21 protein-coding genes are annotated in these 21,093 nt (G+C 42.0%); 7 read left to right on the top strand and 14 right to left on the bottom strand.

Annotated elements, in window-relative coordinates:
• Nucleotides 1-147: 147 nt before the first annotated feature.
• The 3 genes from PSI06_RS16465 to PSI06_RS16455 form a co-directional block, all read right to left on the bottom strand.
• A complete protein-coding gene (locus tag PSI06_RS16465; RefSeq protein WP_273604339.1) occupies nucleotides 148-639 on the bottom strand; it encodes a glutathione peroxidase in 492 nt (163 codons plus the stop codon).
• Nucleotides 640-758: 119 nt separating this feature from the next.
• Nucleotides 759-1,058, bottom strand: coding sequence for an AzlD domain-containing protein (locus tag PSI06_RS16460; protein ID WP_004589018.1), 300 nt, complete (start codon nucleotides 1,056-1,058; stop codon nucleotides 759-761).
• Nucleotides 1,055-1,759, bottom strand: coding sequence for an AzlC family ABC transporter permease (locus tag PSI06_RS16455; RefSeq protein ID WP_096040935.1), 705 nt, complete (start codon nucleotides 1,757-1,759; stop codon nucleotides 1,055-1,057). Before PSI06_RS16455 ends, PSI06_RS16460 begins: the two co-directional genes overlap by 4 nt.
• Nucleotides 1,760-1,908: 149 nt before the next feature.
• Between PSI06_RS16455 and PSI06_RS16450 the strand changes: the two genes are divergently transcribed.
• Nucleotides 1,909-2,571, top strand: a complete 663-nt coding sequence (locus tag PSI06_RS16450; protein ID WP_138685494.1) for a cytochrome b/b6 domain-containing protein — start codon at nucleotides 1,909-1,911, stop codon at nucleotides 2,569-2,571.
• Nucleotides 2,572-2,635: 64 nt separating this feature from the next.
• Here the strand turns inward: PSI06_RS16450 and PSI06_RS16445 are convergent, their stop codons facing one another.
• Nucleotides 2,636-3,088, bottom strand: coding sequence for a c-type cytochrome (locus PSI06_RS16445; RefSeq protein WP_024032101.1), 453 nt, complete (start codon nucleotides 3,086-3,088; stop codon nucleotides 2,636-2,638).
• 214 nt (nucleotides 3,089-3,302) lie between these two features.
• On the opposite strand from PSI06_RS16445, the gene PSI06_RS16440 reads away from it, so the two are divergent.
• Together PSI06_RS16440 and PSI06_RS16435 are read left to right on the top strand one after the other, a co-directional pair.
• Complete coding sequence (locus PSI06_RS16440; protein WP_121636784.1) at nucleotides 3,303-5,636, top strand: S8 family serine peptidase; 2,334 nt, start codon at nucleotides 3,303-3,305, stop codon at nucleotides 5,634-5,636.
• An 11-nt stretch (nucleotides 5,637-5,647) separates the two neighbouring features.
• A complete protein-coding gene (locus tag PSI06_RS16435; protein ID WP_273604338.1) occupies nucleotides 5,648-6,181 on the top strand; it encodes a S8 family serine peptidase in 534 nt (177 codons plus the stop codon).
• A gap of 50 nt (nucleotides 6,182-6,231) precedes the next feature.
• Here PSI06_RS16435 and PSI06_RS16430 read toward each other — a convergent pair whose 3' ends face one another.
• A complete protein-coding gene (locus PSI06_RS16430) occupies nucleotides 6,232-6,696 on the bottom strand; it encodes a DUF2721 domain-containing protein (protein ID WP_004589012.1) in 465 nt (154 codons plus the stop codon).
• A 238-nt stretch (nucleotides 6,697-6,934) separates the two neighbouring features.
• Here PSI06_RS16430 and PSI06_RS16425 point away from each other — a divergent pair, with 238 nt between their 5' ends.
• Complete coding sequence (locus PSI06_RS16425) at nucleotides 6,935-10,642, top strand: S8 family serine peptidase (RefSeq protein ID WP_273604337.1); 3,708 nt, start codon at nucleotides 6,935-6,937, stop codon at nucleotides 10,640-10,642.
• Nucleotides 10,643-10,775: 133 nt separating this feature from the next.
• Complete coding sequence (locus PSI06_RS16420) at nucleotides 10,776-12,962, top strand: S9 family peptidase (RefSeq protein WP_004589010.1); 2,187 nt, start codon at nucleotides 10,776-10,778, stop codon at nucleotides 12,960-12,962.
• A 42-nt stretch (nucleotides 12,963-13,004) separates the two neighbouring features.
• Here the strand turns inward: PSI06_RS16420 and PSI06_RS16415 are convergent, their stop codons facing one another.
• Genes PSI06_RS16415 through PSI06_RS16400 form a run of 4 tightly spaced genes read right to left on the bottom strand, consistent with a single transcriptional unit; the run spans nucleotide 13,005 to nucleotide 16,731 of the window.
• Entirely contained in the window at nucleotides 13,005-14,489 is a 1,485-nt protein-coding gene (locus PSI06_RS16415) for a sensor histidine kinase (RefSeq protein ID WP_004589009.1), read from the bottom strand.
• Nucleotides 14,490-14,499: 10 nt separating this feature from the next.
• Nucleotides 14,500-15,225, bottom strand: coding sequence for a response regulator transcription factor (locus PSI06_RS16410; RefSeq protein ID WP_004589008.1), 726 nt, complete (start codon nucleotides 15,223-15,225; stop codon nucleotides 14,500-14,502).
• Between the two features lie 58 nt (nucleotides 15,226-15,283).
• Nucleotides 15,284-16,018: a spondin domain-containing protein gene (locus PSI06_RS16405; RefSeq protein WP_273604336.1), complete on the bottom strand. Its 735-nt coding sequence runs from the start codon at nucleotides 16,016-16,018 to the stop codon at nucleotides 15,284-15,286.
• A gap of 11 nt (nucleotides 16,019-16,029) precedes the next feature.
• Nucleotides 16,030-16,731, bottom strand: coding sequence for a spondin domain-containing protein (locus PSI06_RS16400; RefSeq protein ID WP_273604335.1), 702 nt, complete (start codon nucleotides 16,729-16,731; stop codon nucleotides 16,030-16,032).
• A gap of 181 nt (nucleotides 16,732-16,912) precedes the next feature.
• Between PSI06_RS16400 and PSI06_RS16395 the strand changes: the two genes are divergently transcribed.
• Together PSI06_RS16395 and PSI06_RS16390 are read left to right on the top strand one after the other, a co-directional pair.
• Entirely contained in the window at nucleotides 16,913-17,278 is a 366-nt protein-coding gene (locus PSI06_RS16395) for a DUF4870 domain-containing protein (protein WP_024032093.1), read from the top strand.
• Nucleotides 17,279-17,333: 55 nt separating this feature from the next.
• Nucleotides 17,334-17,768: a YqaA family protein gene (locus tag PSI06_RS16390; RefSeq protein WP_126005443.1), complete on the top strand. Its 435-nt coding sequence runs from the start codon at nucleotides 17,334-17,336 to the stop codon at nucleotides 17,766-17,768.
• A 2-nt stretch (nucleotides 17,769-17,770) separates the two neighbouring features.
• Here the strand turns inward: PSI06_RS16390 and folX are convergent, their stop codons facing one another.
• The 5 genes from folX to PSI06_RS16365 all read right to left on the bottom strand — a co-directional run bounded on the left by folX (nucleotide 17,771) and on the right by PSI06_RS16365 (nucleotide 21,078).
• Complete coding sequence (folX, locus tag PSI06_RS16385) at nucleotides 17,771-18,127, bottom strand: dihydroneopterin triphosphate 2'-epimerase (protein WP_024032091.1); 357 nt, start codon at nucleotides 18,125-18,127, stop codon at nucleotides 17,771-17,773.
• A 2-nt stretch (nucleotides 18,128-18,129) separates the two neighbouring features.
• Nucleotides 18,130-18,684, bottom strand: coding sequence for a GTP cyclohydrolase I FolE (gene folE / locus PSI06_RS16380; protein ID WP_004589001.1), 555 nt, complete (start codon nucleotides 18,682-18,684; stop codon nucleotides 18,130-18,132).
• 24 nt (nucleotides 18,685-18,708) lie between these two features.
• Nucleotides 18,709-19,428 (bottom strand): dihydromonapterin reductase, encoded by a 720-nt coding sequence (folM, locus tag PSI06_RS16375; protein WP_126005445.1) that lies wholly within the window; start codon nucleotides 19,426-19,428, stop codon nucleotides 18,709-18,711.
• 117 nt (nucleotides 19,429-19,545) lie between these two features.
• Entirely contained in the window at nucleotides 19,546-20,382 is an 837-nt protein-coding gene (gene nadE / locus PSI06_RS16370; RefSeq protein ID WP_024032089.1) for an ammonia-dependent NAD(+) synthetase, read from the bottom strand.
• A 69-nt stretch (nucleotides 20,383-20,451) separates the two neighbouring features.
• Nucleotides 20,452-21,078, bottom strand: a complete 627-nt coding sequence (locus PSI06_RS16365) for a YceH family protein (protein ID WP_273604334.1) — start codon at nucleotides 21,076-21,078, stop codon at nucleotides 20,452-20,454.
• Nucleotides 21,079-21,093: the final 15 nt, after the last annotated feature.

Raw genomic sequence — 21,093 nt, 5'->3', positions numbered from 1 at the left:
GCTAACTTATTACGCACTTCCGACGAGGCGGGAAGATAGATTTTACCCTCGAAGGGTCAAACCCAAACCAAGTAAATACCCCACCAAAAAGAAAAATACCAGTCAGCTTAACTGACTGGCATTAGCTTTATGCCTCTTTATTACTTATTATGTACTTAATTTAGCGAGTGCTTGTTGAATAGTGGTTTCTAGCTTTTCTGGTTTTGTAAAAGGCGCATAGCGCTTGATAGGTGTACCATCGGGCGCTATCAAAAACTTGGTGAAGTTCCACTTTATTTTTCGTGTTAAAAAGCCGGGTAAGGCCGATTTTAAATACCTAAATACAGGGTGGCCGTGACGACCGTTTACATCAATCTTAGCGGCCATTAAAAAGCTTACCCCGTAATTAATTAAACAGCCTTGTTGTATTTGCGTCGCGTCGCCTGGCTCTTGCTGACCAAATTGATTACATGGAAAACCAATAATAACCAATCCGCTTTTCGCGTACTTACTATGAAGAGTTTGTAGCGACTCGTACTGCTTAGTAAAACCACATTCACTTGCGGTATTAACAATAAGCACAACCTTGCCTTCAAAGTCGCTAAAGTTAATTGTTTTACCGTCTAACGCAGTAGCCGTTAATTGATGAAATTCATGCATGATGGGTGCTTTTTTATTGTTGTTAGCAACATTCTACCCGCTGTAGCGCTTTACTAAAAGTATAAAATTTAGGCTTGTTAATACCGCGCTTAACTATGCGCTAATGGGTTGGCTGTTATTTAATTTAAAATTAAAAATAACCCCATACTGGCAAGCGTTGTGTAATAAATATTATGTGTTTTATAGGCAACAATAATGGCAACGATAGCTGCGCTTAAATAAGGGTTATGCCAGTTTAGGTTGAGCCCGTCTTCATTTATAAAAATAATGGGTACCCAAATAGCGGTTAGTACAGCGGGGGCGCTAAAGCTTAAAAACTGCTGCATTTTAGGGCCCACTTTAAAACCAAGGCGTTGATGTAAAAATAAGTAACGAGTAAAAAAGGTAATACACGCCATTAATAATATAGTGAGCATCATAATGGGTTGTCCTTTTTTTGTGTAAGCCTTGCAGTAAAGTAGCCTGCGCTCATTGCAAGTAGAGCAGCACAAACCAACCACAACTCAAACCCCGTGCTTTTTAAAACTGTGGCGCTAATACCCGCAACAATCACGGTAACCAGCGAGGCTAAATTTTTTATGCCCGGTACCACAAGCGCAATAAATGTAGCTGCAATAGCAAAGTCGAGCCCTAAATTTGTTAAATCAGGGAGCACACTTCCTGCAACTATGCCTATGAGTGTCCAAAGGTTCCATGCAATATAAAAACTAAAACCCGCGCTTAAAGCGTATATTAGGCGCGCTTTTGTTTTATAGGCTTTGCGGTGATGTGAAAAGGCAAACAGCTCGTCGGTTAGTACAAAACTTATTGGTAAGCGCCACCGTAATGGCTGTGAAATAACTTTATGGCGTACGGCTAACCCGTATAAAAAATGCCGAGAGCTAATAATAAATGTAGTAAATAGAATAGTCAGTAAAGGGGTGTTACCGGCCATTAGTTCAATTGCAACTAATTGGGCTGAACCCGCGAATACAAGTAAAGACATTGCTTGTGTTTCAAAGGCACTAAAGCCATTTTGAATCGCTAAAGAGCCACATAATATTCCCCAAGGAACGACCGCCAGGCAAAGCGGGAGCATATCAAAAAAACCTTTTAATACTGCGCGTTTAGTTATATTCATTAATACAAGTAAGTAATAAGTTTGTGCGTTTAGTGTGCCATAAATAGCGCTTTATGTAATATCATTAATGCAGCGGTAGTAAAACTTTGGAATAATGGCTTTAGTATCAAAATAATGTGTCAGAGCCTGGCAACAAGTTGAGGATGTATATGCAAAGTATAAAAGTATGGGATGGCTTTATAAGAAGCTTTCATTGGTTATTAGTGATTAATATTGCTGTGCTTTACTTTAGCATTGACGAGGGCATGATTGAGCTTCATTTTGTGGCTGGCTTTTTCGCAATCGCATTAATAGTGACCCGTTTAGTTTGGGGGCTGGTGGGCAGTAAAACGGCAAAGTTAAGCGCGTTACTGCACTCGCCAATAGCAGTATTTAAAGAGTTTAAAAATCCTAGTAAAGGGGTGGGTCATTCGGCGCCAGGTAGCTACATGGTTTTGTTGTTTTTTGTACTTATTATAGTGCAGTTAGTGACCGGGCTAATGAGCAGTGATGGCATTTTGACTGATGGGCCTTTGGTTGAGTATGTGTCGAGCTCAACGGTTGATTTTGCAAATTGGCTGCACCGCCTTAATTTCGATATTTTATTTTATGCCATTTGCCTGCATGTTACTGCCATTGTTGTGTATAAAATAAAAGGAAAACCACTTGTCAAAGCAATGATCACCGGAAAACAGGCTAACAGCGAGCAAGCCACTCAAACTAATATAGATAACACGAAAGCTCCTTGGTTGGCGTGGGCTATTTTTGTTGGATTGTTAGTGCTACTGGCTGTTACGTGGGGCAAAGAACCACTTAGTTATTTGCTAAGTTAATAGCTAACAAAAAAACAAAACGGCGCATAAAGCGCCGTTTTAGTGTGCATTGTTTTAATTGTAATTAGTCTTTAAATTGCTTGTGGCAATCTTTACAGCCTTTGGCCCATGCGCCAAATGCTTTACCAATTACCGCCTTATCGCCAGATTGAGCTGCTAAAGCTAGCTTATCTGCATTGGCAGCAAAGGCATTGGCTTTTTTAACAAAGGTTGCATTATCAGACCATACATCAGCTAATGCTGCTGTATCACCTTTATCAGTGCCTTCGTAAAACGCTTCCCATGGCATTTTAGATAGGGCTGCTGCGTTATTAGCGCGCATTTTAAATTGCTCTGCATCAAAAGGAATTTTACCTTTTAGCATTGCGCCCATATCGCTAATTTGCACTGAAATCATAGAAAACGCAGCTTGACGGTATTCAATAGCATCACTTGGCTCTTTAAATGCAGTATTTGCAGATACGCTAAGTGTACATGTTGCTAAAGCAACCCCTGCTAAAAATTGTTTTAATTTCATGTTTTGCCCCTGTAAGAAATTATATCTACTAATTAGACATCTTGAATCGATTACTTATTTTATTCAAGTGAAACTTTAATGTCTCATAGCTTGTTTTCTGAATATATCATTACAGCTTGTCAGTTTATTGTTAATGACTGTAAACAGCGCGTTGTTATTAAGTGCCCTGTTGTGTACCTTGAGTCATCATAAAAATAATTAACGAAGGAAGTTTATGAAGCATAATATTTTTAAAATGTCGGCACTTTCTGCCGCAGTAGTTATGACGCTAGCAGGGTGTGGTGGCAGCGACAATGACAATAATAGCCAAGTTGCTGTAGTAACTGATGTTGCACCAAAAGCAAGCGATGTAGCCGTTGCTGGTTTAAAGCAATGGGTACCTGTAACTGCTGAGTTTAATGCAAGTGATAACGATGGCGATACACTTAGTTATACATTTACTGAAAATGGTGAAGCGGTTGAAGCGCAAGATGGCGTATATACTTTTAGCCATGGCTTACTAACAGTTGAAGGCGATACCTTTACTTACGTTCCTGTTTCAGGCGAAGACGCGGTAATTGATTACACCGCTAATGCAAATGGTAAATCGGCGTCTGCGCAATTAACAATTAGTGATATTGCGTCAGATCCTTTGGCTAATCAGCAATGGCACCTACGTAACACAGGTCAAAAGTCGTATGCTTTAAGCGATGAAATGAAACAAGGCCTAATTGATTTATATGTCAACCAATTAGGTTACAGCGAAGAAGAAGCGCAAACTATTTTTGACGAGGATTTTGCTGAATCAGAAGCAGAAGAATTGGTTGCTGGCGAAGATATGAACGTAGCAGCTGCGTATGCTCAAGGTGTTACAGGTGCTGGCGTAACGGCGGTTGTTGTTGACTCTGGTATGGAAATTCGTCACGAAGACTTAGTTGATAACGTTTTACCAAACCGTTCTTTAAATTTAGATGTTGATGTGTTGGATCGCACCGACCCTACAAGTCTGTCAAACAGTGGCGACCACGGTACCAGTGTTGCAGGCTTAATTGCAGCGAAAGGTTGGAATGGTAAGGGTGGGCGCGGTGTTGCACCAGATGCTGGTCTAATTGGCATGAACTACCTAGGTGGCGATAAAATTGAGCAAACTGATTTACTCGCGCATGGTTTCCCAGGTAGCGGCATTAGCACGTCAGAAAATATTTCTGCGTTTAACCGCAGCTACGGTATTACCTTCCCAACGTTTATTGGCTACTCAGAGCTAGATGAAGCTATCGAGTCATACCCTAACCTTAACCTTCGTGATGGTAAAGGTGCCCTAAACATGAAATCGAGCGGTAACTCGTTTGTAGATGGTAGCGGTGAAGGGTCATTATGTGCTGATAACGGCGCAAATGAGCTAGGCCTTACTTGTTATAACGGCGCGTTTGAGCCAAGCCAAGGTCATCCATATTACTTAAGCGTTGCAGCTGTAAATGCTGATGGTACGCATACAAGCTACTCAAGCGGTGGTGCTAACTTAATGGTTTCAGCCCCTGCGGGTGAATACGGGCGCTGGGCACCTGCCATGGTAACAACTGACCAAATGACCTGTATTAACGGGTACTCAGGCTTTAATGGTAGCTCGATTACGGCATGGGCTGCAGCATATGGCGAAGACTTTGCTGCATCGCAATACCCATTCAACTACCCAGGACATGAAGATAACGCTAGCTGTAACTATACCTCTACGTTTAATGGTACTTCTTCGGCAGCACCTAATGCGTCAGGTGTAGTATCACTGATTTTATCAGCTAATTCAGAGCTAACATGGCGCGATGTTCGTCATATCTTAGCTACTACAAGCACAGTTAACGATGCAGAAGATGAAGTTGTAACGCTTAGCGTTGGTGAAGGTGAATTTGTAGCGCATGACGGCTGGGTTGAAAATGCAGCAGGTTATAACTTTAATAACTTATACGGTTTTGGACGTGTAGATGCTGGTGCTGCAGTTGCGATGGCAAAAGAGTACGACGTAGCATTAGGTGAGCAAGTTATTACAGATTGGAGTGGTGTTGGCTCTGTTGTTGAAGAAGATGCCCTTACGCTAGAAATCCCAGATAACAGTGCCGCGGGTGTTACACAGCAAATCACTGTTGAAGAAGAGCTAAACATTGAAGCAATGCAGTTTAAGTTTGATGTGAGCAATACTGAAATGGGCTTTGGTTTAGCGGATGGTACGCAAACCTCTGCTGGTACCGATTTAGCAATTGAAGTGACGTCTCCATCAGGCACGCGCAGTGTATTACTAGCGTCTAAGCAAGCTCTATTTTACCCAGCTTATAGCTTTACTAACGGTTGGAACACAGGCTATGTTTTAAAAGATGCGGTACTACTGTCTAATGCTTTCTATGGCGAGACAACAAAAGGTACTTGGACTATTCGTGTTCTTGATGCTGCAGCAGATAGCTTTGCATTCAGCGATGGCGGGGATAACGGACTTGGTGCCGTAGGTATTTCAAATAACCGTGCCGCAAGCGTTTTAGAAGGCGTTTCGTTGAGAGCATTTGGTCACGCAGGTCAAGAGTAAGGAATATAGATATGAAAATGAATAAATTAGTTATTTTAGGTGCTGCTGCGTGTATTTCTCTAAGTGCAACAGCGAGTTCATTAGCAGATAAAGAGCTGCAACTTCCAAAAAAGCCGGTAAATAGTGTGAAATACAGCAAAACCGACTTTGGCTCTTACGTTGTAGAAAAAAACTTACGTTTAGTACCAACAAGTGTTGCTGCTGATGAGTATGTTGTTTCTACCAAAGGTGAGATGGCGGTTGTTGAGTCTTCTGAGGCTTCATCGTTAGTAACAAAAGGTACACTGGTACGTAATGTCCTAACAAACAACTTAACGTCGCTTTCTGGCAATATTACTGTTTTGCTTAAAGATGGCATGAACGCAACAGAGGTAGCTCAGCTGTCTGGCTTAAAGGTAGTGTCTGTTTTCCCAGGTACTAAAATAGCGGTTTTAGCTGTTAATGATGGCCAAGATATTTTAGCTGCTGCGGAGCAGTTAAAGTCATCTGATTATACTAAAGAAGCGCGAATTGAAGTGTTAGAGACTATTTATACTGCACAATAAAATTAAAATGTTGTGATAAAAGCCCGAGAAAATCTCGGGCTTTTTTATTGCTAATCGTTAATATCAGCAAATATCATCCCTCGGCGCATACTACGTGTGGCCAAAAACACCTCGCCAAGTAACGACATAAAACCACATATTAATAAGGCCATTGCAGCCACAAAACAGCTGGCAATTGTCACCCCTAAATTAATAGACTGAATGTGTGATAAAAACAGCAGCATAACCACAGCGCATACTAGCAAGGCGCTTAGCACGCTCATACTAAAAGCAATGTGAATACATCGAGAGCGCTTTAATAGGGCTCGCAGCTCTGTGGCTAGGGTTTTATTAAAGTCTTCATCGGTGCTTACCTTGAGTTTTCGCTCAAGTTGTCTCGCACGGTCAGTAATGCGGGCTAAACGATTAGATAAAACCCCGAGCGTGGCAGCAATACCCGTAATTAAAAAGACAGGGGCGACGGCAGTCTGAATTACTTTAGCCATGGTTAAAATATTTATAACGTCGTTACTCATTCATTTTCCATAAAGAAGTTAGGTTTTGTTTACAATGATTTACAAATTACAGAAAGAGAAAAACTTATTTAAAATTAGTTTGTTGTGATGTTTTTGCGATGCTATTCCTGCAGTTTTGTAATCCACTTGTAATTGAGTTGTTGCTAGCCTGAGGGCTGTAGTTCTATATTAAAATTACAATTCTAATCACATTGAATTGAGTAAATACAATAATATAAAACTCACTCCAGGGGAAATAATGTCTAATATAACACTGAAAAGAACCGCTATTTCATCAGCTATAGGTTTAGCTATGATGTCATACGGTGCAGCCGCCGCACCTGATTTATCTAAAGGATATGTCCCAGAAACATCAAGTGTAAAAACATACTCTCAAGATAAAACCATTTCTACTAAAGCACGCTATATTATCCAGCTTGAAGACGAGCCGCTAGCAACCTACAAAGGCGGCATTGCAGGGCTTGAAGCAACCTCTGCAGCAGTAACTGGGGATAGTAAAGTTAATCTATCTTCAGCACCTGCGTTAAAGTACAGCAGCTACTTAAAAGCAAAACAAAAAAGTGTAGCGCAAGTAGCCGCATCTGTTAGCGGTGGCTCAGTTTCACATTCATTTAGTACGTTATTCAACGGTATCGTGGTAGAAGGTGAGCAAGGTCAACGTGAAAAACTCGCTAAACTTGCGGGTGTAAAAAAAGTATTTTTAGATACTGAGTACCACACATTAATGGATGCTTCTATTGATGTGATTAGAGGCGTTGAGGCATGGCAAGCGCTTGGTGGTCAATCTGAAGCTGGTAAAGGGGTTAAAGTTGCTATTATTGACTCGGGTATTCGCCCAGAAAACCCTATGTTTTCAGATGTGGGTTTTGCAGCTGCAGAGTTTAGTGAAGAAGAAGCTGCTTACATCGCAGAAAACCCTGATTACTGTCGTATAGAGGGTGGTGAAGCCGATTTTTGTAATAATAAATTAATAGTGGCGCGTGCATTTGGCCCAACACCAAGTGATGTTCACCCTGATGAATATATTGGTTCTCCACTTGGATACGATGGTCACGGAACGCATGTTGCTGGTACTGCTGTAGGTAACCCAATTGAAATTACTTACCAAGACAATAACGTGTCAATTTCAGGTGTTGCACCAGCGGCACAGTTAATGGCTTATAAAGCGCTTTGGCACACAGCCGATGGACGAGGCAGTGGTACTACCGTTGCACTAATGGGGGCATTAGAAGCGGCCATTAAAGATGGCGCAGACGTAATTAATAACTCGTGGGGCGGTGGTGCTGGTGGTAATCCATCAAGCAGTGCATACAGTGATTTATTCACTGCTGCAGAAGAAGCGGGTGTAGTGGTTGTAACCGCAGCAGGTAACGATGGTAACGGCGCACAAACTATTGGTTGCCCTAGCTGTATTGAGTCTGGTTTAACAGTTGCCAATACGCAAACAGGGCGTTTCTTCTCTCAACAAATTGAAGTGGCAGGCGAAACCTATTTAAGCATTGAAGGAAGCAATGGTTTATTAACAGACCCTATTTCACTTCCTATTATTTCGGCGCAAGTGATTGCTCCTGATAATTTTGAAGGGTGTGAAGAGTTTGCTGAAGATATCTCATTTGCGGACTCTGTAGCGCTTATCTCTCGTGGTAGCTGTGCGTTTTCAGCCAAAGCTGAAAATGCGGCGAAAGCAGGCGCAACAGCGGTAATTATCCACAACAATGTTGCTGGCGGTGCTATGGGCATGTCTATGGATGACGCCACAATTCCAGCCTCAGCGATTAGCCAAGAAGATGGTTTAAGCTTGGTTGAGCTGTTAACTGCAGCTGAAGAGCCTGTTATTGCTTCACTCGACCCTAGTGTTAAAAGAACAATTCAAGAGAAATTTACTGATGCAGTAAACTCTTCAAGTTCGCGTGGTCCTAATGGCGAGCCTAGCTTCTTAAAACCTGATATTGCAGCGCCAGGTACAGATATTTTATCTGCGTACTCGCCAGATGAAGGTAATGGTATTACCTTTAATGCGATTACAGGCACAAGTATGGCAAGTCCTCATGTTGCTGGTGCGGCAGCATTGATGAAGCAAGCTCACCCTGAGTGGAATGCGGTACAAATCAAAACGGCACTTATGAGCTCATCTAAAATGGATGGCCTACATAAAGAAGACTTAGTAACCAAAGCTGATGCATTTGATGTAGGTGCCGGCCGATTAGATATGCCTAATGCGCTAGAGGCAGCACTTACATTTGATCATGGCTCTTACGCCGATCCAAGTTGTTTAAGCGTTTGTAGTTTCTCAAATACCGTGCAAAATATGACTGATGTTGCTGGTGAGTGGACTGCAAAAGTAGTAACCGATATGCAAGGCGCTGAAATTACAGTTTCGCCTAGCACCGTTATGCTTGGCGCGCATGGTTCTACCTCAACAGACTCTGAAGGTGAAGAAATAAGCACTGACATGGCTGAATTTAACTTAGATATTGATTCAACATTTAACGATGTAAAAGGTTGGAACTTTGGTCATGTAGTGTGGACTCATACTGAGACAGGTCAAATCGCTCACTTACCATTTGCTATTTACGATAACGAAGCAACCAATAGCAGTGTGTTTAGTGCAACAGTCGATGCCGATTCTTTAAATTCTTCTACTCCAGCAAAAGTGGGTGTGCAATTTAATAATACTCTGTTCACTGACGAGCTATCAGTAAATGTAAAACTTGACGAAAATGCGGAGCTTCTTAAAGGTGCTGCCCCTGTTGTTGAAGTGACTAATGGTGCAGGTGAAGTAACATTAAGTGAAGACAATAAAGAGCTAACCTGGACGGGTACATTGGGACCAAAAGAATTTGCTATTAACAGCAGTGATTTTTTAGGTACTTTCTCATTGGCTGATGAAGGCATTGAACCACAAGCGTGTCCTGACGGGTGTGATGAGATAACCATTACGGTTGAAGCTGACTTTATTTTTGATGGGAAAGAGTACTCAGCATTTACTATCTCAGATAACGGCTTTATTGCTGTTGGTGCAGATGTAAATACAACTAACTCTTGGAGCCCTCAAGCAATGCCTAATGCACGTACACCTAATGGTGTTATTGCGCCGCTTTGGGCTGACTTTGATTTAGCGGGTGGCGCGAGCGGTGGCGGTGAGCTTTATGTGGCTAAATTTGATAGCGGCTATGTAGTTGTAGAATGGCATGACGTTCAGCTTTGGGGTAGTTCTTTAGGTGATAAGTACACGTTCCAAGTGATCTTAAAAGAAGGGACTGATGAAGTTCGTATGAACTACATTGATGTGCCTGCTTTACCTGCACCTTACTCAGCGGGTGTAGAGTCTGCTGATGGCAACGTAGGGGCAATGCTGGACACAGTTCCAACGGGTAATGCTATTGGTAGTGGCTACTTAGTCGATCAAATCAAAGGCGGTGTTGTTGATATTCAATATCAAGCCTTTGCAAAAGATCGCAGCCATTACACCGCTGCAGATGCAGTAGAAGTTGATGAAGAGCAAACAGTGACTATTGATGTATTAGCTAATGACATGGCTGAGTCGCGTTTTGTATTTGACGCAGTAGCCTCTTCAGAAACAGAAAATGCAGAATTCTCTGCCCATAAAGGTGTAAGGATTAAAGGCAGCTTAGTGGCATCAACTGTTGAAGTGGTTTCTGCACCTGCAAATGGCTCTACAACCGTGAATGAAGATGGCACGATTGATTATACGCCAAATGCACAGTTCTCTGGTGAAGATAGCTTTACATACACAGTGCGTGAAGCATCAGGCACTAGCGCCGAAGAAACTATGGTATCAATCGTTGTTAACGATACCATTGCAGACCCTCAGCCAGTGACGCCAACACCAGAGCCTGAAAGCAATGGTTCATCGGGCTCACTAGCTTGGTTAACGTTACTTGCTGCGCCGTTTGCATTTATGCGTCGTCGTAAACAAAAGTAATTTTATAACTAGCACGCTATTTTAAAGGGAGCCTCGGCTCCCTTTTTACATAGCTTCACAAACTAAATTACACCACGCTTTATTATTAGGTATATTTAATAGCACCAATAATAAAAACTATAGAGATTTCATTATGATTCGTTCTTCATTCACGCTAGCCGCGTTATCACTCGCTGTGCTAGCCGGGTGTGATAATGCGCCAAAAAGTACACCTTTAGATACAGCAACTACTATGCAAACACAACAAGCAGAAAAACCAGTGAGCGCCGTGGCGCCAATTGCTAAAAAAGTACCTCATGAAATGACGATTCATGGCGATACGCGTATTGATGATTACTACTGGTTGCGTGATGACGAGCGTAAAGCGCCAGACGTTATAAGTTACTTAAATGCTGAAAACGCTTATACCGAGGCAATGCTTGCGCATACTCAAACATTGCAAGATAAGTTATTTGAAGAGTTAAAAGGGCGTATTAAAAAAGACGATGACTCGGTGCCTGTTAAAAAAGGCGACTATTTCTATTCATCACAAACGCGTGGCGAAAACGAATACCCTACCTATGTTCGCAGTAGCGATTTTAAAGGCACTGATCAGCAAGTTATTTTAGATGTAAATGCGTTGGCCAAAGATCACGACTACTTTGCTGTAAGTGGCTTATCTGTAAGTACTAACGGAAATTTAATGGCGTACGGGGAAGACACCGTTAGCCGTAGAATTTACACCATAAAGGTAAAAGATTTAACCACAGGCCAATTACTCGAAGACACGCTTGAGGGAACAAACGGCGGCGTTATTTGGGCAAACGATAATAAAACCTTTTACTACATTAAAAAAGATGCACAAACCTTACTTGGCTATCAAGTTTTTCGCCATACGTTAGGTACACCGCAAAGCGATGATGAACTTATTTACGAAGAAGCTGATACAAGTTATTACACGGGTATTAGTAAGAGCAAAGATGGCTCAGAAATATATATTTGGCACAGCAGCACCAATGCCTCTGGTATGTCGGTACTCAGCGCAGATGATAATAAAGCAAAACCTAAGCGCTTAATTGAGCGTGAAGACGACCTAGAATACAGTATTTCAAAGCTTGGCAATACGTATTACATCGTAACTAACTTAAATGCGGTTAACTTTCAGCTTATGAAGGTGGATGTAGATAAAGCGCATGATAAAGCAAATTGGCAAACGGTAATTGCGCCGCGCGATGATATTAAGCTAGAAGGCGTTGATTTATTTAAAGACTACCTTGTATATCAAGAGCGAGAACTGGGTCAGTCGCGCCTTATTGTTCGCCATTTATCGACAGGAGATGAGCACACGCTAAGCTTTAACGACAGTGCCTATACCATTGCAAGCTATGGCAACAACGATATAAACAGCGACAAATTACGTGTTTATTATACCAGTATGACGACACCGGTTTCGTCGTACGATATTGACCTTAAATCGGGTGATAAAACCCTACTTAAGCAGCAAGCCGTGTTAGGTGATTTTAACGCAGATAACTATGCCTCGGAGCGTATTTTTATAAAGGCGCGCGATGGTATAAAAGTGCCGGTAAGCTTAGTGTACCGTAAAGATACATTTAAAAAAGAAGGGACTAACCCGTTACTGCAATATGGTTATGGCTCGTACGGCGCCACCATGGACCCTACTTTTTCAAGCTCACGTTTAAGCTTATTAGACCGTGGTTTTGTGTTTGCTATAGCGCATGTGCGTGGTTCGCAAATGCTAGGACGCCCATGGTATGAAGACGGAAAGTTATTAACTAAAAAGAACACTTTTAACGACTTTGTTGATGTAACCAAATCATTAGTGGCACAAGGTTATGGCGCAAAAGACGAAATATTTGCCTACGGTGGTAGTGCTGGTGGTTTATTAATGGGCGCGGTGGTTAACCAAGCACCAGAGCTATATAAAGGGGTGGTTGCAGCAGTGCCTTTTGTTGATGTAGTCACCACCATGCTTGATGCAAGCATACCACTTACTACCAATGAGTATGGTGAGTGGGGTAACCCAAATGAAAAAGAATATTACGATTACATGCTGTCGTACTCGCCGTATGATCAAGTCTCAAAGCAAGCGTATCCTAATATGTTAGTGACTACCGGTTTACATGACTCACAAGTTCAATACTTTGAGCCGGCTAAGTGGGTTGCAAAGCTGCGTGACTATAAAACAGATGATAATAAACTGCTGTTTAAAATAGATATGGAAGCCGGCCATGGCGGGGCGTCTGGTCGCTTTAAACGCCTAGAAGATACTGCGCTAAACTATGCATTTATGCTTGATTTAGCCGGTATTAAAAACTAACAAAATAAAAATTAAGTAATGTTCTAAAGGTATAGCCGTTGGCTATACCTTTATTTTTTGCGGCAAGTTAAAGCTAAACATAGTGCCTTTGCCCAGCTCACTTTGTACATTTATTTCACTGTCCATAAGTTTTAGTAACCCCTTACAAATAGCCAACCCTAAGCCACCTTGTTGGCGCCCTTCATTATTTGAATTTGAAGCCTGATAATGCGGATTAAAAATCGCGTTTAGCTCATCATGCTTAATACCCACGCCGGTATCAGAAACCTGCACAAATAATTGCTTTTCATCTATACGCTTAACGTTTACAGCTATGCTGCCGCCTTTAGGTGTGTGCCTTATTGCATTATCAATTAAATTACTTAAAACACGCTCAAGTTTTGCAATATCGGCTACAACAGGAAAATCGCAAATTGCAGGTTCTACCGTTAAGTTAAGGCCTTTTTTCTCAGCGGTTAGAGAAAACTTAGCAATGCAATCGTAAATAAGCTCACCTAAATTAAAGGTTTCTTTGTGAATGCTTATTTCGCCGTTTTCTAAATGGGCTAATTCAAAAATTTGTTCAATAAGCTGTTTAAGCTGCGCGCAGTTATTAAGGGATACATGTAAGTATTCTTGTTGTTCTTTAGCATTTAATTGCGACCCCGACTGATTAAGCACCTCTAAAAACCCCTGCAAAGAGGCAAGGGGGGTTCTTAAATCGTGAGATAAGTGAGTAAGCAACTCCTTGCGCTGTTTATCGCTTTGCTCAAGTGCTTTAAATTGCTCGTCAATCCGGGTAACCATGGCTTGAATGTTACGGCCTAAACTGTGCACTTCGTTACTTTTTTGGGTTGAATAGTTGCTGAGTTTGGTATCGGTAAGGCTGTAATTAGCTGCTTCAATATTGCTTACATCACGGGCTAATCGCTGAATAGGGTTGGTAAAAAAGCGCAGTAAAATAAGCATCGCAATCAGTAAAAATGCAAGTGCAGCTCCAAGCCATAATGCGGCAAGCCATAGTTTGTCATTATTTTTAATTGTGTTTAAAGAGGTATCGTAGGCTTCACCGCCAATAATTACATACAAGTACCCTTGCAGCTTATCGTTATTAAAAACAGGCGCTACAGAGAATATTTTTTGCTGCGCTTTATTTCTTGGATCATCACCATAAATTGGCGCTGCAGCTGGGTTGTTAATCAGCTTTTTTAAGGGGGCTAAATTAATATGAGTGCGTTTAACTTTACCAGGCTCTGCTGAGTAAGTGAGGATTTTTCCGTTTTCATCTACAAAATAAAACTCAAATGCGGGGCCTAATAACATTAAGGTATGAAATAGGTTTTCTAGAGCTGCGTAGTCGTATACACCCTCTTTTATTAATGGGTTATCTTGTACTAAATGCTCAGCAAGGGCTAAGTGCAGGTTTTGCTCGCCATGATGTTTTGAGGTGAGCTCTAGTTGTTTACTCCAGCTGTAAACGAGTGCGCAAATAAAACAAAATATAACAACCAACGACACCGCTAATTTTTGATACAAAGATAGGTTCATAATAAGGCTCTTAAGTAAGTTGGCTTGGATTTAGTTTGTAGCCAACGCCCCAAACGGTTTCGATAATAGGCGCTTGATGATGTAGCTCAAGTTTGGCGCGTAACCTATTTATATGTGAGTTAACGGTATGCTCGTACCCGCTGTGCTGATACCCCCATACTTTGTCGAGCAATTGCTGGCGGCTAAAAACATGGTTTGGGTGGCGAGCAAAATATACCAGTAAATCAAATTCAGTGGCGGTGAGGTTAAGTGCTTGTTCGTCTAAATAAACTTGATGTGAGCTAAATTCAATATTGAGTGAGCCGATATTTAGCGTTTGTTCGTTGCACGGGCTGTCGTTTTCGTTATTTTGAATTGCTAGAAGTTGTGAGCGGTGGCGTAATTGTGTTTTAACGCGGGCTTGTAATTCACGAGCAAAAAAGGGTTTGCAAATATAGTCATCAGCACCCATTTCAAGACCAATTACACGATCCATATCGCTACTGAGCGCGGTAAGTAAAATAACGGAAATGGTAGGGTAGTGCTCTTTAATTTTACGGCATAAACTCAAGCCATCCATTTGTGGCAGGTTTATATCCAGTAAAATAAGCCCGTAAGGTTGTTTTGCTATTTTTTTAAGTGCGAGCTCAGCGCTTACAACATGGTCAACATGCAAATTTAACGCAGCAAGTTGAGTTGTTATTAATTGCCCTATTTCTCTGTCGTCTTCTACTACCAGTATTTTTTCGTGCCGCATGGTTAACCTCGTAAAAAAGGGACATCCGTGTCGCCTCACATCCCCATTACAAGCTATTTTACTGTGTACGAGTGATCACTATTTTTGATACTGGGTTATCAAACTTATGTTCAGCACCTAGTGCAGAGTTTGATAAGCCATCTTGATTAGACACAACACCTGGGTGCATTGTGATTATATCGGCAATATCGTCGCGTATTTCGTTAAACCCTTCGCCGCCAGCAGCGGGACCAGGCACAGTGTCAGCTGTTTCTATATTCGCTTCCGTACCTGCATCGTAAGCGGGCGTCGTTTGTGATATTGAACTGCCTACTTCCAATGTTGATACATCTACAGAACTAAGACCGGTAAAAGCGTCATTTGTATTCCCAAGCATGGCAGCAAAAGATAAATTAAGAACATCTTGTGCATCAACTAAAAGGGTTACAGAGGTTGTTTCGCCAGGGCCAATACCGCCTTCAGCCGAGACTGAAGCAAGTGCATTTTCATCGCTAAGGTACTCTTCATTAGCGCCGCTTTCTGCAATCATTTCTAAACCGACAGAAGCCGTCTCACCAAATTTCCATGGTGGGGTTTCATCAAATGCAATGATCGAGAGTGGTGATAGTGGTTGTCCAGCCGTTAAGTTACTAAAAGTGATAGTAAACTCATAAACAACAGGTTCGGGCTCTACAATAACCACAGGTTCTTGATCTTCAATAGAGTCGTTATTATCGTTATCGCCACATGCGGCTATTGAGCTGGCTAACAGTAAAATAAGCGCACTTTTTTTAAAATTAGAAAGAGATGACATAATTAACTCTCCTATTTAACCGTCACAGTTAATTTTGCAACGGGGTTTAACCATCTGTGTACAGTGTTATTCAAATCACTGTTTCCACCTTCTAGGTCATCATCGCCAAGGGCCCCCGGGTGAATGTGCACCATCGTATTTGTATCGCCAGTTGTAATACCTGTACCGTTAGTGCCTGCTTGGCCGCCCGGTGCAGCAGGGATGCCTAATACACCAGGTGCACCCGAGCCTTCTACTACAAGTTCGTTATTTGCTTCTGTACCTGCATCATAACCATTGAGGTAAACAGTATAGGAGCCTGCTTCTGTTGGAACTTTCCAGCTATCAAGACCTACAAAGCCATCATTGGTTGGCAGTAACATAGCCGCTACAGATAGGTATTCGTTGCCATCGGTAGTTGTGAGCTCTGCTGTTGCAGACGCCGCGGGTGCTAAAAGGCCTGCCGCTGGGTTTTCTGCAATATCGCTGCTCGATGCTGACGCTTGAGTAACAAGTGCTGATATATCGCCGCCTTCAGCCATTGCTTGCAGTGCAGCAGAGGCTTCGGTTGCGACTTCAAAAAGTTTATCTTCGCTATCGTGTGCTGTTATTAGTACCGGTGTAAAGTAAAGGCCTTTAGTGAGGTTAGTAATTTCTACTTCTAGCTCTACTGCCAATGTTGATTGGCTAGCTACTGCTAAAAGGGTTGCAACTGTAAATGCTAAAGCTTTCATTATTATTTCCTGTAAGTGATGATTCAGGCTAAGTATTGAATAACCACCTCAAGAAACTCTCACAAAGTTATCACTTTTTTATCACAGCGGGTTAGGGCGTGTTATTTAACAATATAGCCGCCTCTATATAGACACCTGCTCAATAAAAAGGCAGTATGTATTAACTAATAAGGAGAGCGTAATGGAAGAAAATCAACAGCTTGAGCCGTTATCAAAAGACGAAAAAACATGGGCTATGCTTTGCCATTTAAGCGCTGTAGCCGGTTTTGTTATTCCGTTTGGCTCTATACTTGGGCCATTAGTGGTATGGCTTATTAAAAAAGATGAAATGCCAATTGTCGATTTACACGGTAAAAAATCGCTTAATTTTCAAATTACTATGGCTATAGCTTACTTTGTATGTTTTTTACTAGTCTTTGCCGTAATCGGCCTCGTTTTGCTGCCTTTAGTGGCTATTTTTTCTTTTATCATGGTGGTTTTAGCCAGTATTAAAGCCAATGAAGGGAAAGAGTTTAATTACCCACTGAGTCTAAATTTGATAAAATAAATGACGACCCTTTAATAAACCCAGCTGTATGCTGGGTTTTTACTTTAAGTACTTAATGCTTTATATCACCTTATTTTTTAGTGCGTTTGTGTCCGCTACTTTATTACCAAGTTCTTCAGAAGTGGTACTTGTTACCATGATAAGCCAAGCAAAAGCTAATCTGTGGCTGCTGTGGTTAGCCGCGACTTCAGGTAATGTGCTAGGAAGTTGTGTTAATTATTGGTTGGGAACTCATGTGCTACGTTTTAAGCACAAAAATTGGTTTCCGGTATCAGCCAAGGGGCTTGAAAAAGCGCAATCTCAATTTAAAAAATATGGGGTATATAGCTTACTGTTTGCTTGGCTGCCGATTGTTGGCGACCCACTAACGGTAATTGGCGGCATATTTAAAGTGCGTTTTAGTCTGTTTTTATTATTAGTGAGCATTGGCAAAGGCGCGCGGTATTTAGCCGTTATTGCCCTTGCCAGTGGTGCACAAGCGGTTTTGTAAAGTTACTTTGACCAATCAAGCGTGAGCGAAACTGAGTCGGCAAAGCGCAGTGCATGCGGTTTATCTACTCTGGCTTTTGCGTAATGCACGCTTGGATGTGTATGGCATACTGCAAGTATTTCGGCAACCAGCTTTTCAAGCAACAAAAAGTGCCCTTGCTCTACTAGGTTTATCACCTCTTTGGTGATCACTTTATAGTTAAGCGCTTGGTCCACTTCGTCTGTTTTACAGGCGTCATCGGCAGGGTAGTGAATTTCTAAATTAATCACTACATCTTGCTTTTTTTCCCGTTCTTCTGGGTTAAAACCAATAAATGTACGTAAGCGTAAGTTGGTTACGTTAATAATTGCGTTGGCCATAATTAACCCTTAATAAGCTGTAAAAACTCGTTACGCGTTTTAGAGTCACTTCTAAAGTTACCTAGCATTACAGAGGTACGCATGCTTGAGTTTTGCTTTTCTACACCGCGCATCATCATACACATGTGTTTAGCTTCAACAATAACGCCCACGCCTTTTGCGCCGGTTACTTCCTCAACGGCTTTAGCAATTTGATGAGTAAGCTGCTCTTGAATTTGAAAGCGGCGTGCAAACATATCAACAATACGCGCAAATTTAGATAAGCCTAGTACTTTGCCATCGGGAATATAAGCAATATGGCAACGACCAATAAAAGGTAATAGGTGGTGCTCACACATAGAGTAAAGCTCTATATCTTGGACAAGTACCATATCGTCAGCGTCTGAGCTAAATACCGCATTATTGGTAATTTCATCAAGCGTTTGACGATACCCTTTGGTTAAATACTCCATGGCTTTTGCTGCACGTTTTGGTGTATCGAGAAGACCTTCTCGGCCTGCATCTTCACCCACAGCGGTAATAATGTTTTGGTAGCTTTGCTTTAAATCGTCATGCATAAATTTCTCAGTTTAATGTGTGTTCTACTTTAAATGGCGGCCGCCATCCACAGGCAAAGCGCGGCCTGTGATGTAGTGGCTGCGCAGTAATAAATCAATACTATTAATAATTTCTTGGCAACCTGGTTCTATACCCATAAGAGATTTTTTAAGGGTTTTAGCACGGTAAGCCTCGTCATCGTGCTGATTAAAAATAATCAACGATGGCGCAACCGAATTCACCTTTATATTTGGTGCGTACTTAGCGCTAAACGACTTGGTTAAGTTATCAAGTGCAGCCTTACTTGCGGCATAGGCAATGTGCTTTGGGCTACCTGTTTCAACAACGTAATCGGTAAGATGAATAATGTCAGCCGGTGTGTAAGCATCAGCTTGATATGCCATTAATAGCTGTGCACAGGCATTATTAATTAAATACGGTGTTTTGGCATGAATGCGCATCATGTTATCAAACAAACTCGAAAAATCAGGGTTACTGGCTTCGCAGTCCCAGCTAGAGGCATTGTGCACAATGGCACGTAAAGAGTGAGTTTGCTGTTTTAGTGTTTCAATAAAGCTAGCTATACCGGCATCGCTGCTAAAGTCGGCGTGTATGCATACGGCGCCTTGTTGTTCTAAGTCGTCGACTGCATCGTGGCGCGTACGATAGGTAATAATAATAGCTTGGCCTTGCGATAAAAAGTGCTTAGCAAGCGCAAGGCCAATACGTTGACCAGCGCCTGTTATTAAAATAGGAGATGTCATGTAATGCAGTTTTCTCTTTGGCAGGCGTTAAAATTAACTATAAATCAGTTTTTTGTTTTACGTAACATTACGGCGAATAGATCAGCTAGTGCATACGCAGCACTAGCTGCTTAGCCATTATAAATCATCGTAAATAGTCGGAATGGGTTGGCGCTTATGCTGAGTGCGAACATAAATATCAGTTAGTTTTTGCTCAACCTCTGCAGCCACTGGCTTGCCTTCTAAAAAGTCGTCAATTTGATCATAGCTCAGTCCTAATGCTTCTTCATCGGTGAGGCCTGGGCGGTCACTTTCTAAATCAGCTGTTGGGGCTTTTGTTACTAATAGCTCTGGCGCACCTAAGGCAGTTGCAAGTGCGCGAACTTGACGTTTTGATAAGCCAAATAACGGGGCTAAATCGCATGCGCCATCACCAAATTTGGTGTAAAAACCAGTAATGTTTTCAGCGCTGTGATCGGTACCTACAACGAGGCCTTGGCAAAAACCAGCTATTTCGTATTGCGCTACCATGCGTTGGCGTGCTTTTACATTACCTTTTACAAAGTCAACTTTAGCTTGCTCAGGTAGCTCTTCACCACTGCCTACTACTGCCGCCATAGCTTGCTCGTGTAATGCATCGGCAGCGGGTTTTACGTTGACGGTCATGCGTTTACTTGGCTTGATAAAATCAACGGCCATTTGCGCTTCGTCTTCATCTGCTTGTACACCGTATGGCAAACGAACCGCAATAAATTGGTACTTATTAGTGTTTTGCTCTGCGTTTAGTTCATCTACGGCTAATTGGCACAAGCGCCCGCAGGTCGATGAGTCAACACCGCCGCTAATTCCAAGCACTAGCGATACACTATGGGCTGCCACTAAACGTGCTTTTATAAAGTTAACTCGACGGGTAATTTCGGCGTTTACATCAATAGTTGGCTGAACTTTCATTTCAGCCATAATTTCGGCGCGCATGGCCAGCTCCTCGTTATTTAATAAGTTGTTTTTAAATAGGCTTACATTATCTGGTTTAGTGGTTATTAATTAAAGTCCTAAATGTGCTTTTATACGGCTAAGCTCAGCTTTTAGTTCCTCAATTTCTGCAAGTAACTCGTTAATTTCATCGTTTTTAACTTCTGCGACTTCTGTAGCTGGCGCTGGGCTTGGCGCTATTGCTGGGTCAGCAAAAAGGTGCATGTAGCGGCTTTCTCGTTTGCCGGGCTCGCGCTCAAGCTTTGTTACGTAGTCATCTTTTGCTAACGCGCTCAGGGCGGTTTCTACTTCGCTAACGTTTGTAAATTCAGCTAGGCGAGCGCTGCGCGTTCTTAGCTCACCGGGTGTTTGTGCGCCGCGTAACAGCAGTAAACATATAATTGCCCGTTGCTGCGTGCTCAACTGTAAACTACTAAATTCTGTATTACAAAAACGGTGATCGTATTTATTAACTCGTCCCGAAAGCCCTTCGTCTAGCGTTACAAGGCGCTGACTTATAAGCTCATCAAGTGTTTGTTGCACCTCACTTTCGCTCAAGTTTACAACCGGGTCTCGATTTGATTTTTGGTTACACGCATTCGTCAGTGCGTTCAACGACAGTGGATAATGCTCGGGTGTAGTGCTTTGTTTTTCTAAAAGGCAGCCAATAACGCGCTGCTGATTTGCTGATAAATGCATGGCTTTTCTTTATTA

It is taken from the genome of Pseudoalteromonas sp. GABNS16E, assembly GCF_028598715.1.
Lineage (GTDB): Bacteria > Pseudomonadota > Gammaproteobacteria > Enterobacterales > Alteromonadaceae > Pseudoalteromonas > Pseudoalteromonas atlantica.
Note: the sequence above shows the minus strand (reverse complement) of the source record. Positions and strands in the feature narration are given on the sequence as shown.

Coding starts and splice junctions, on each gene's coding strand:
- PSI06_RS16465 (WP_273604339.1), bottom strand. CDS start 639: ATGCATGAATTTCATCAATTAACGGCTACTGCGTTAGACGGTAAAACA.
- PSI06_RS16460 (WP_004589018.1), bottom strand. CDS start 1,058: ATGATGCTCACTATATTATTAATGGCGTGTATTACCTTTTTTACTCGT.
- PSI06_RS16455 (WP_096040935.1), bottom strand. CDS start 1,759: ATGAATATAACTAAACGCGCAGTATTAAAAGGTTTTTTTGATATGCTC.
- PSI06_RS16450 (WP_138685494.1), top strand. CDS start 1,909: ATGCAAAGTATAAAAGTATGGGATGGCTTTATAAGAAGCTTTCATTGG.
- PSI06_RS16445 (WP_024032101.1), bottom strand. CDS start 3,088: ATGAAATTAAAACAATTTTTAGCAGGGGTTGCTTTAGCAACATGTACA.
- PSI06_RS16440 (WP_121636784.1), top strand. CDS start 3,303: ATGAAGCATAATATTTTTAAAATGTCGGCACTTTCTGCCGCAGTAGTT.
- PSI06_RS16435 (WP_273604338.1), top strand. CDS start 5,648: ATGAAAATGAATAAATTAGTTATTTTAGGTGCTGCTGCGTGTATTTCT.
- PSI06_RS16430 (WP_004589012.1), bottom strand. CDS start 6,696: ATGAGTAACGACGTTATAAATATTTTAACCATGGCTAAAGTAATTCAG.
- PSI06_RS16425 (WP_273604337.1), top strand. CDS start 6,935: ATGTCTAATATAACACTGAAAAGAACCGCTATTTCATCAGCTATAGGT.
- PSI06_RS16420 (WP_004589010.1), top strand. CDS start 10,776: ATGATTCGTTCTTCATTCACGCTAGCCGCGTTATCACTCGCTGTGCTA.
- PSI06_RS16415 (WP_004589009.1), bottom strand. CDS start 14,489: ATGAACCTATCTTTGTATCAAAAATTAGCGGTGTCGTTGGTTGTTATA.
- PSI06_RS16410 (WP_004589008.1), bottom strand. CDS start 15,225: ATGCGGCACGAAAAAATACTGGTAGTAGAAGACGACAGAGAAATAGGG.
- PSI06_RS16405 (WP_273604336.1), bottom strand. CDS start 16,018: ATGTCATCTCTTTCTAATTTTAAAAAAAGTGCGCTTATTTTACTGTTA.
- PSI06_RS16400 (WP_273604335.1), bottom strand. CDS start 16,731: ATGAAAGCTTTAGCATTTACAGTTGCAACCCTTTTAGCAGTAGCTAGC.
- PSI06_RS16395 (WP_024032093.1), top strand. CDS start 16,913: ATGGAAGAAAATCAACAGCTTGAGCCGTTATCAAAAGACGAAAAAACA.
- PSI06_RS16390 (WP_126005443.1), top strand. CDS start 17,334: ATGCTTTATATCACCTTATTTTTTAGTGCGTTTGTGTCCGCTACTTTA.
- folX (WP_024032091.1), bottom strand. CDS start 18,127: ATGGCCAACGCAATTATTAACGTAACCAACTTACGCTTACGTACATTT.
- folE (WP_004589001.1), bottom strand. CDS start 18,684: ATGCATGACGATTTAAAGCAAAGCTACCAAAACATTATTACCGCTGTG.
- folM (WP_126005445.1), bottom strand. CDS start 19,428: ATGACATCTCCTATTTTAATAACAGGCGCTGGTCAACGTATTGGCCTT.
- nadE (WP_024032089.1), bottom strand. CDS start 20,382: ATGCGCGCCGAAATTATGGCTGAAATGAAAGTTCAGCCAACTATTGAT.
- PSI06_RS16365 (WP_273604334.1), bottom strand. CDS start 21,078: ATGCATTTATCAGCAAATCAGCAGCGCGTTATTGGCTGCCTTTTAGAA.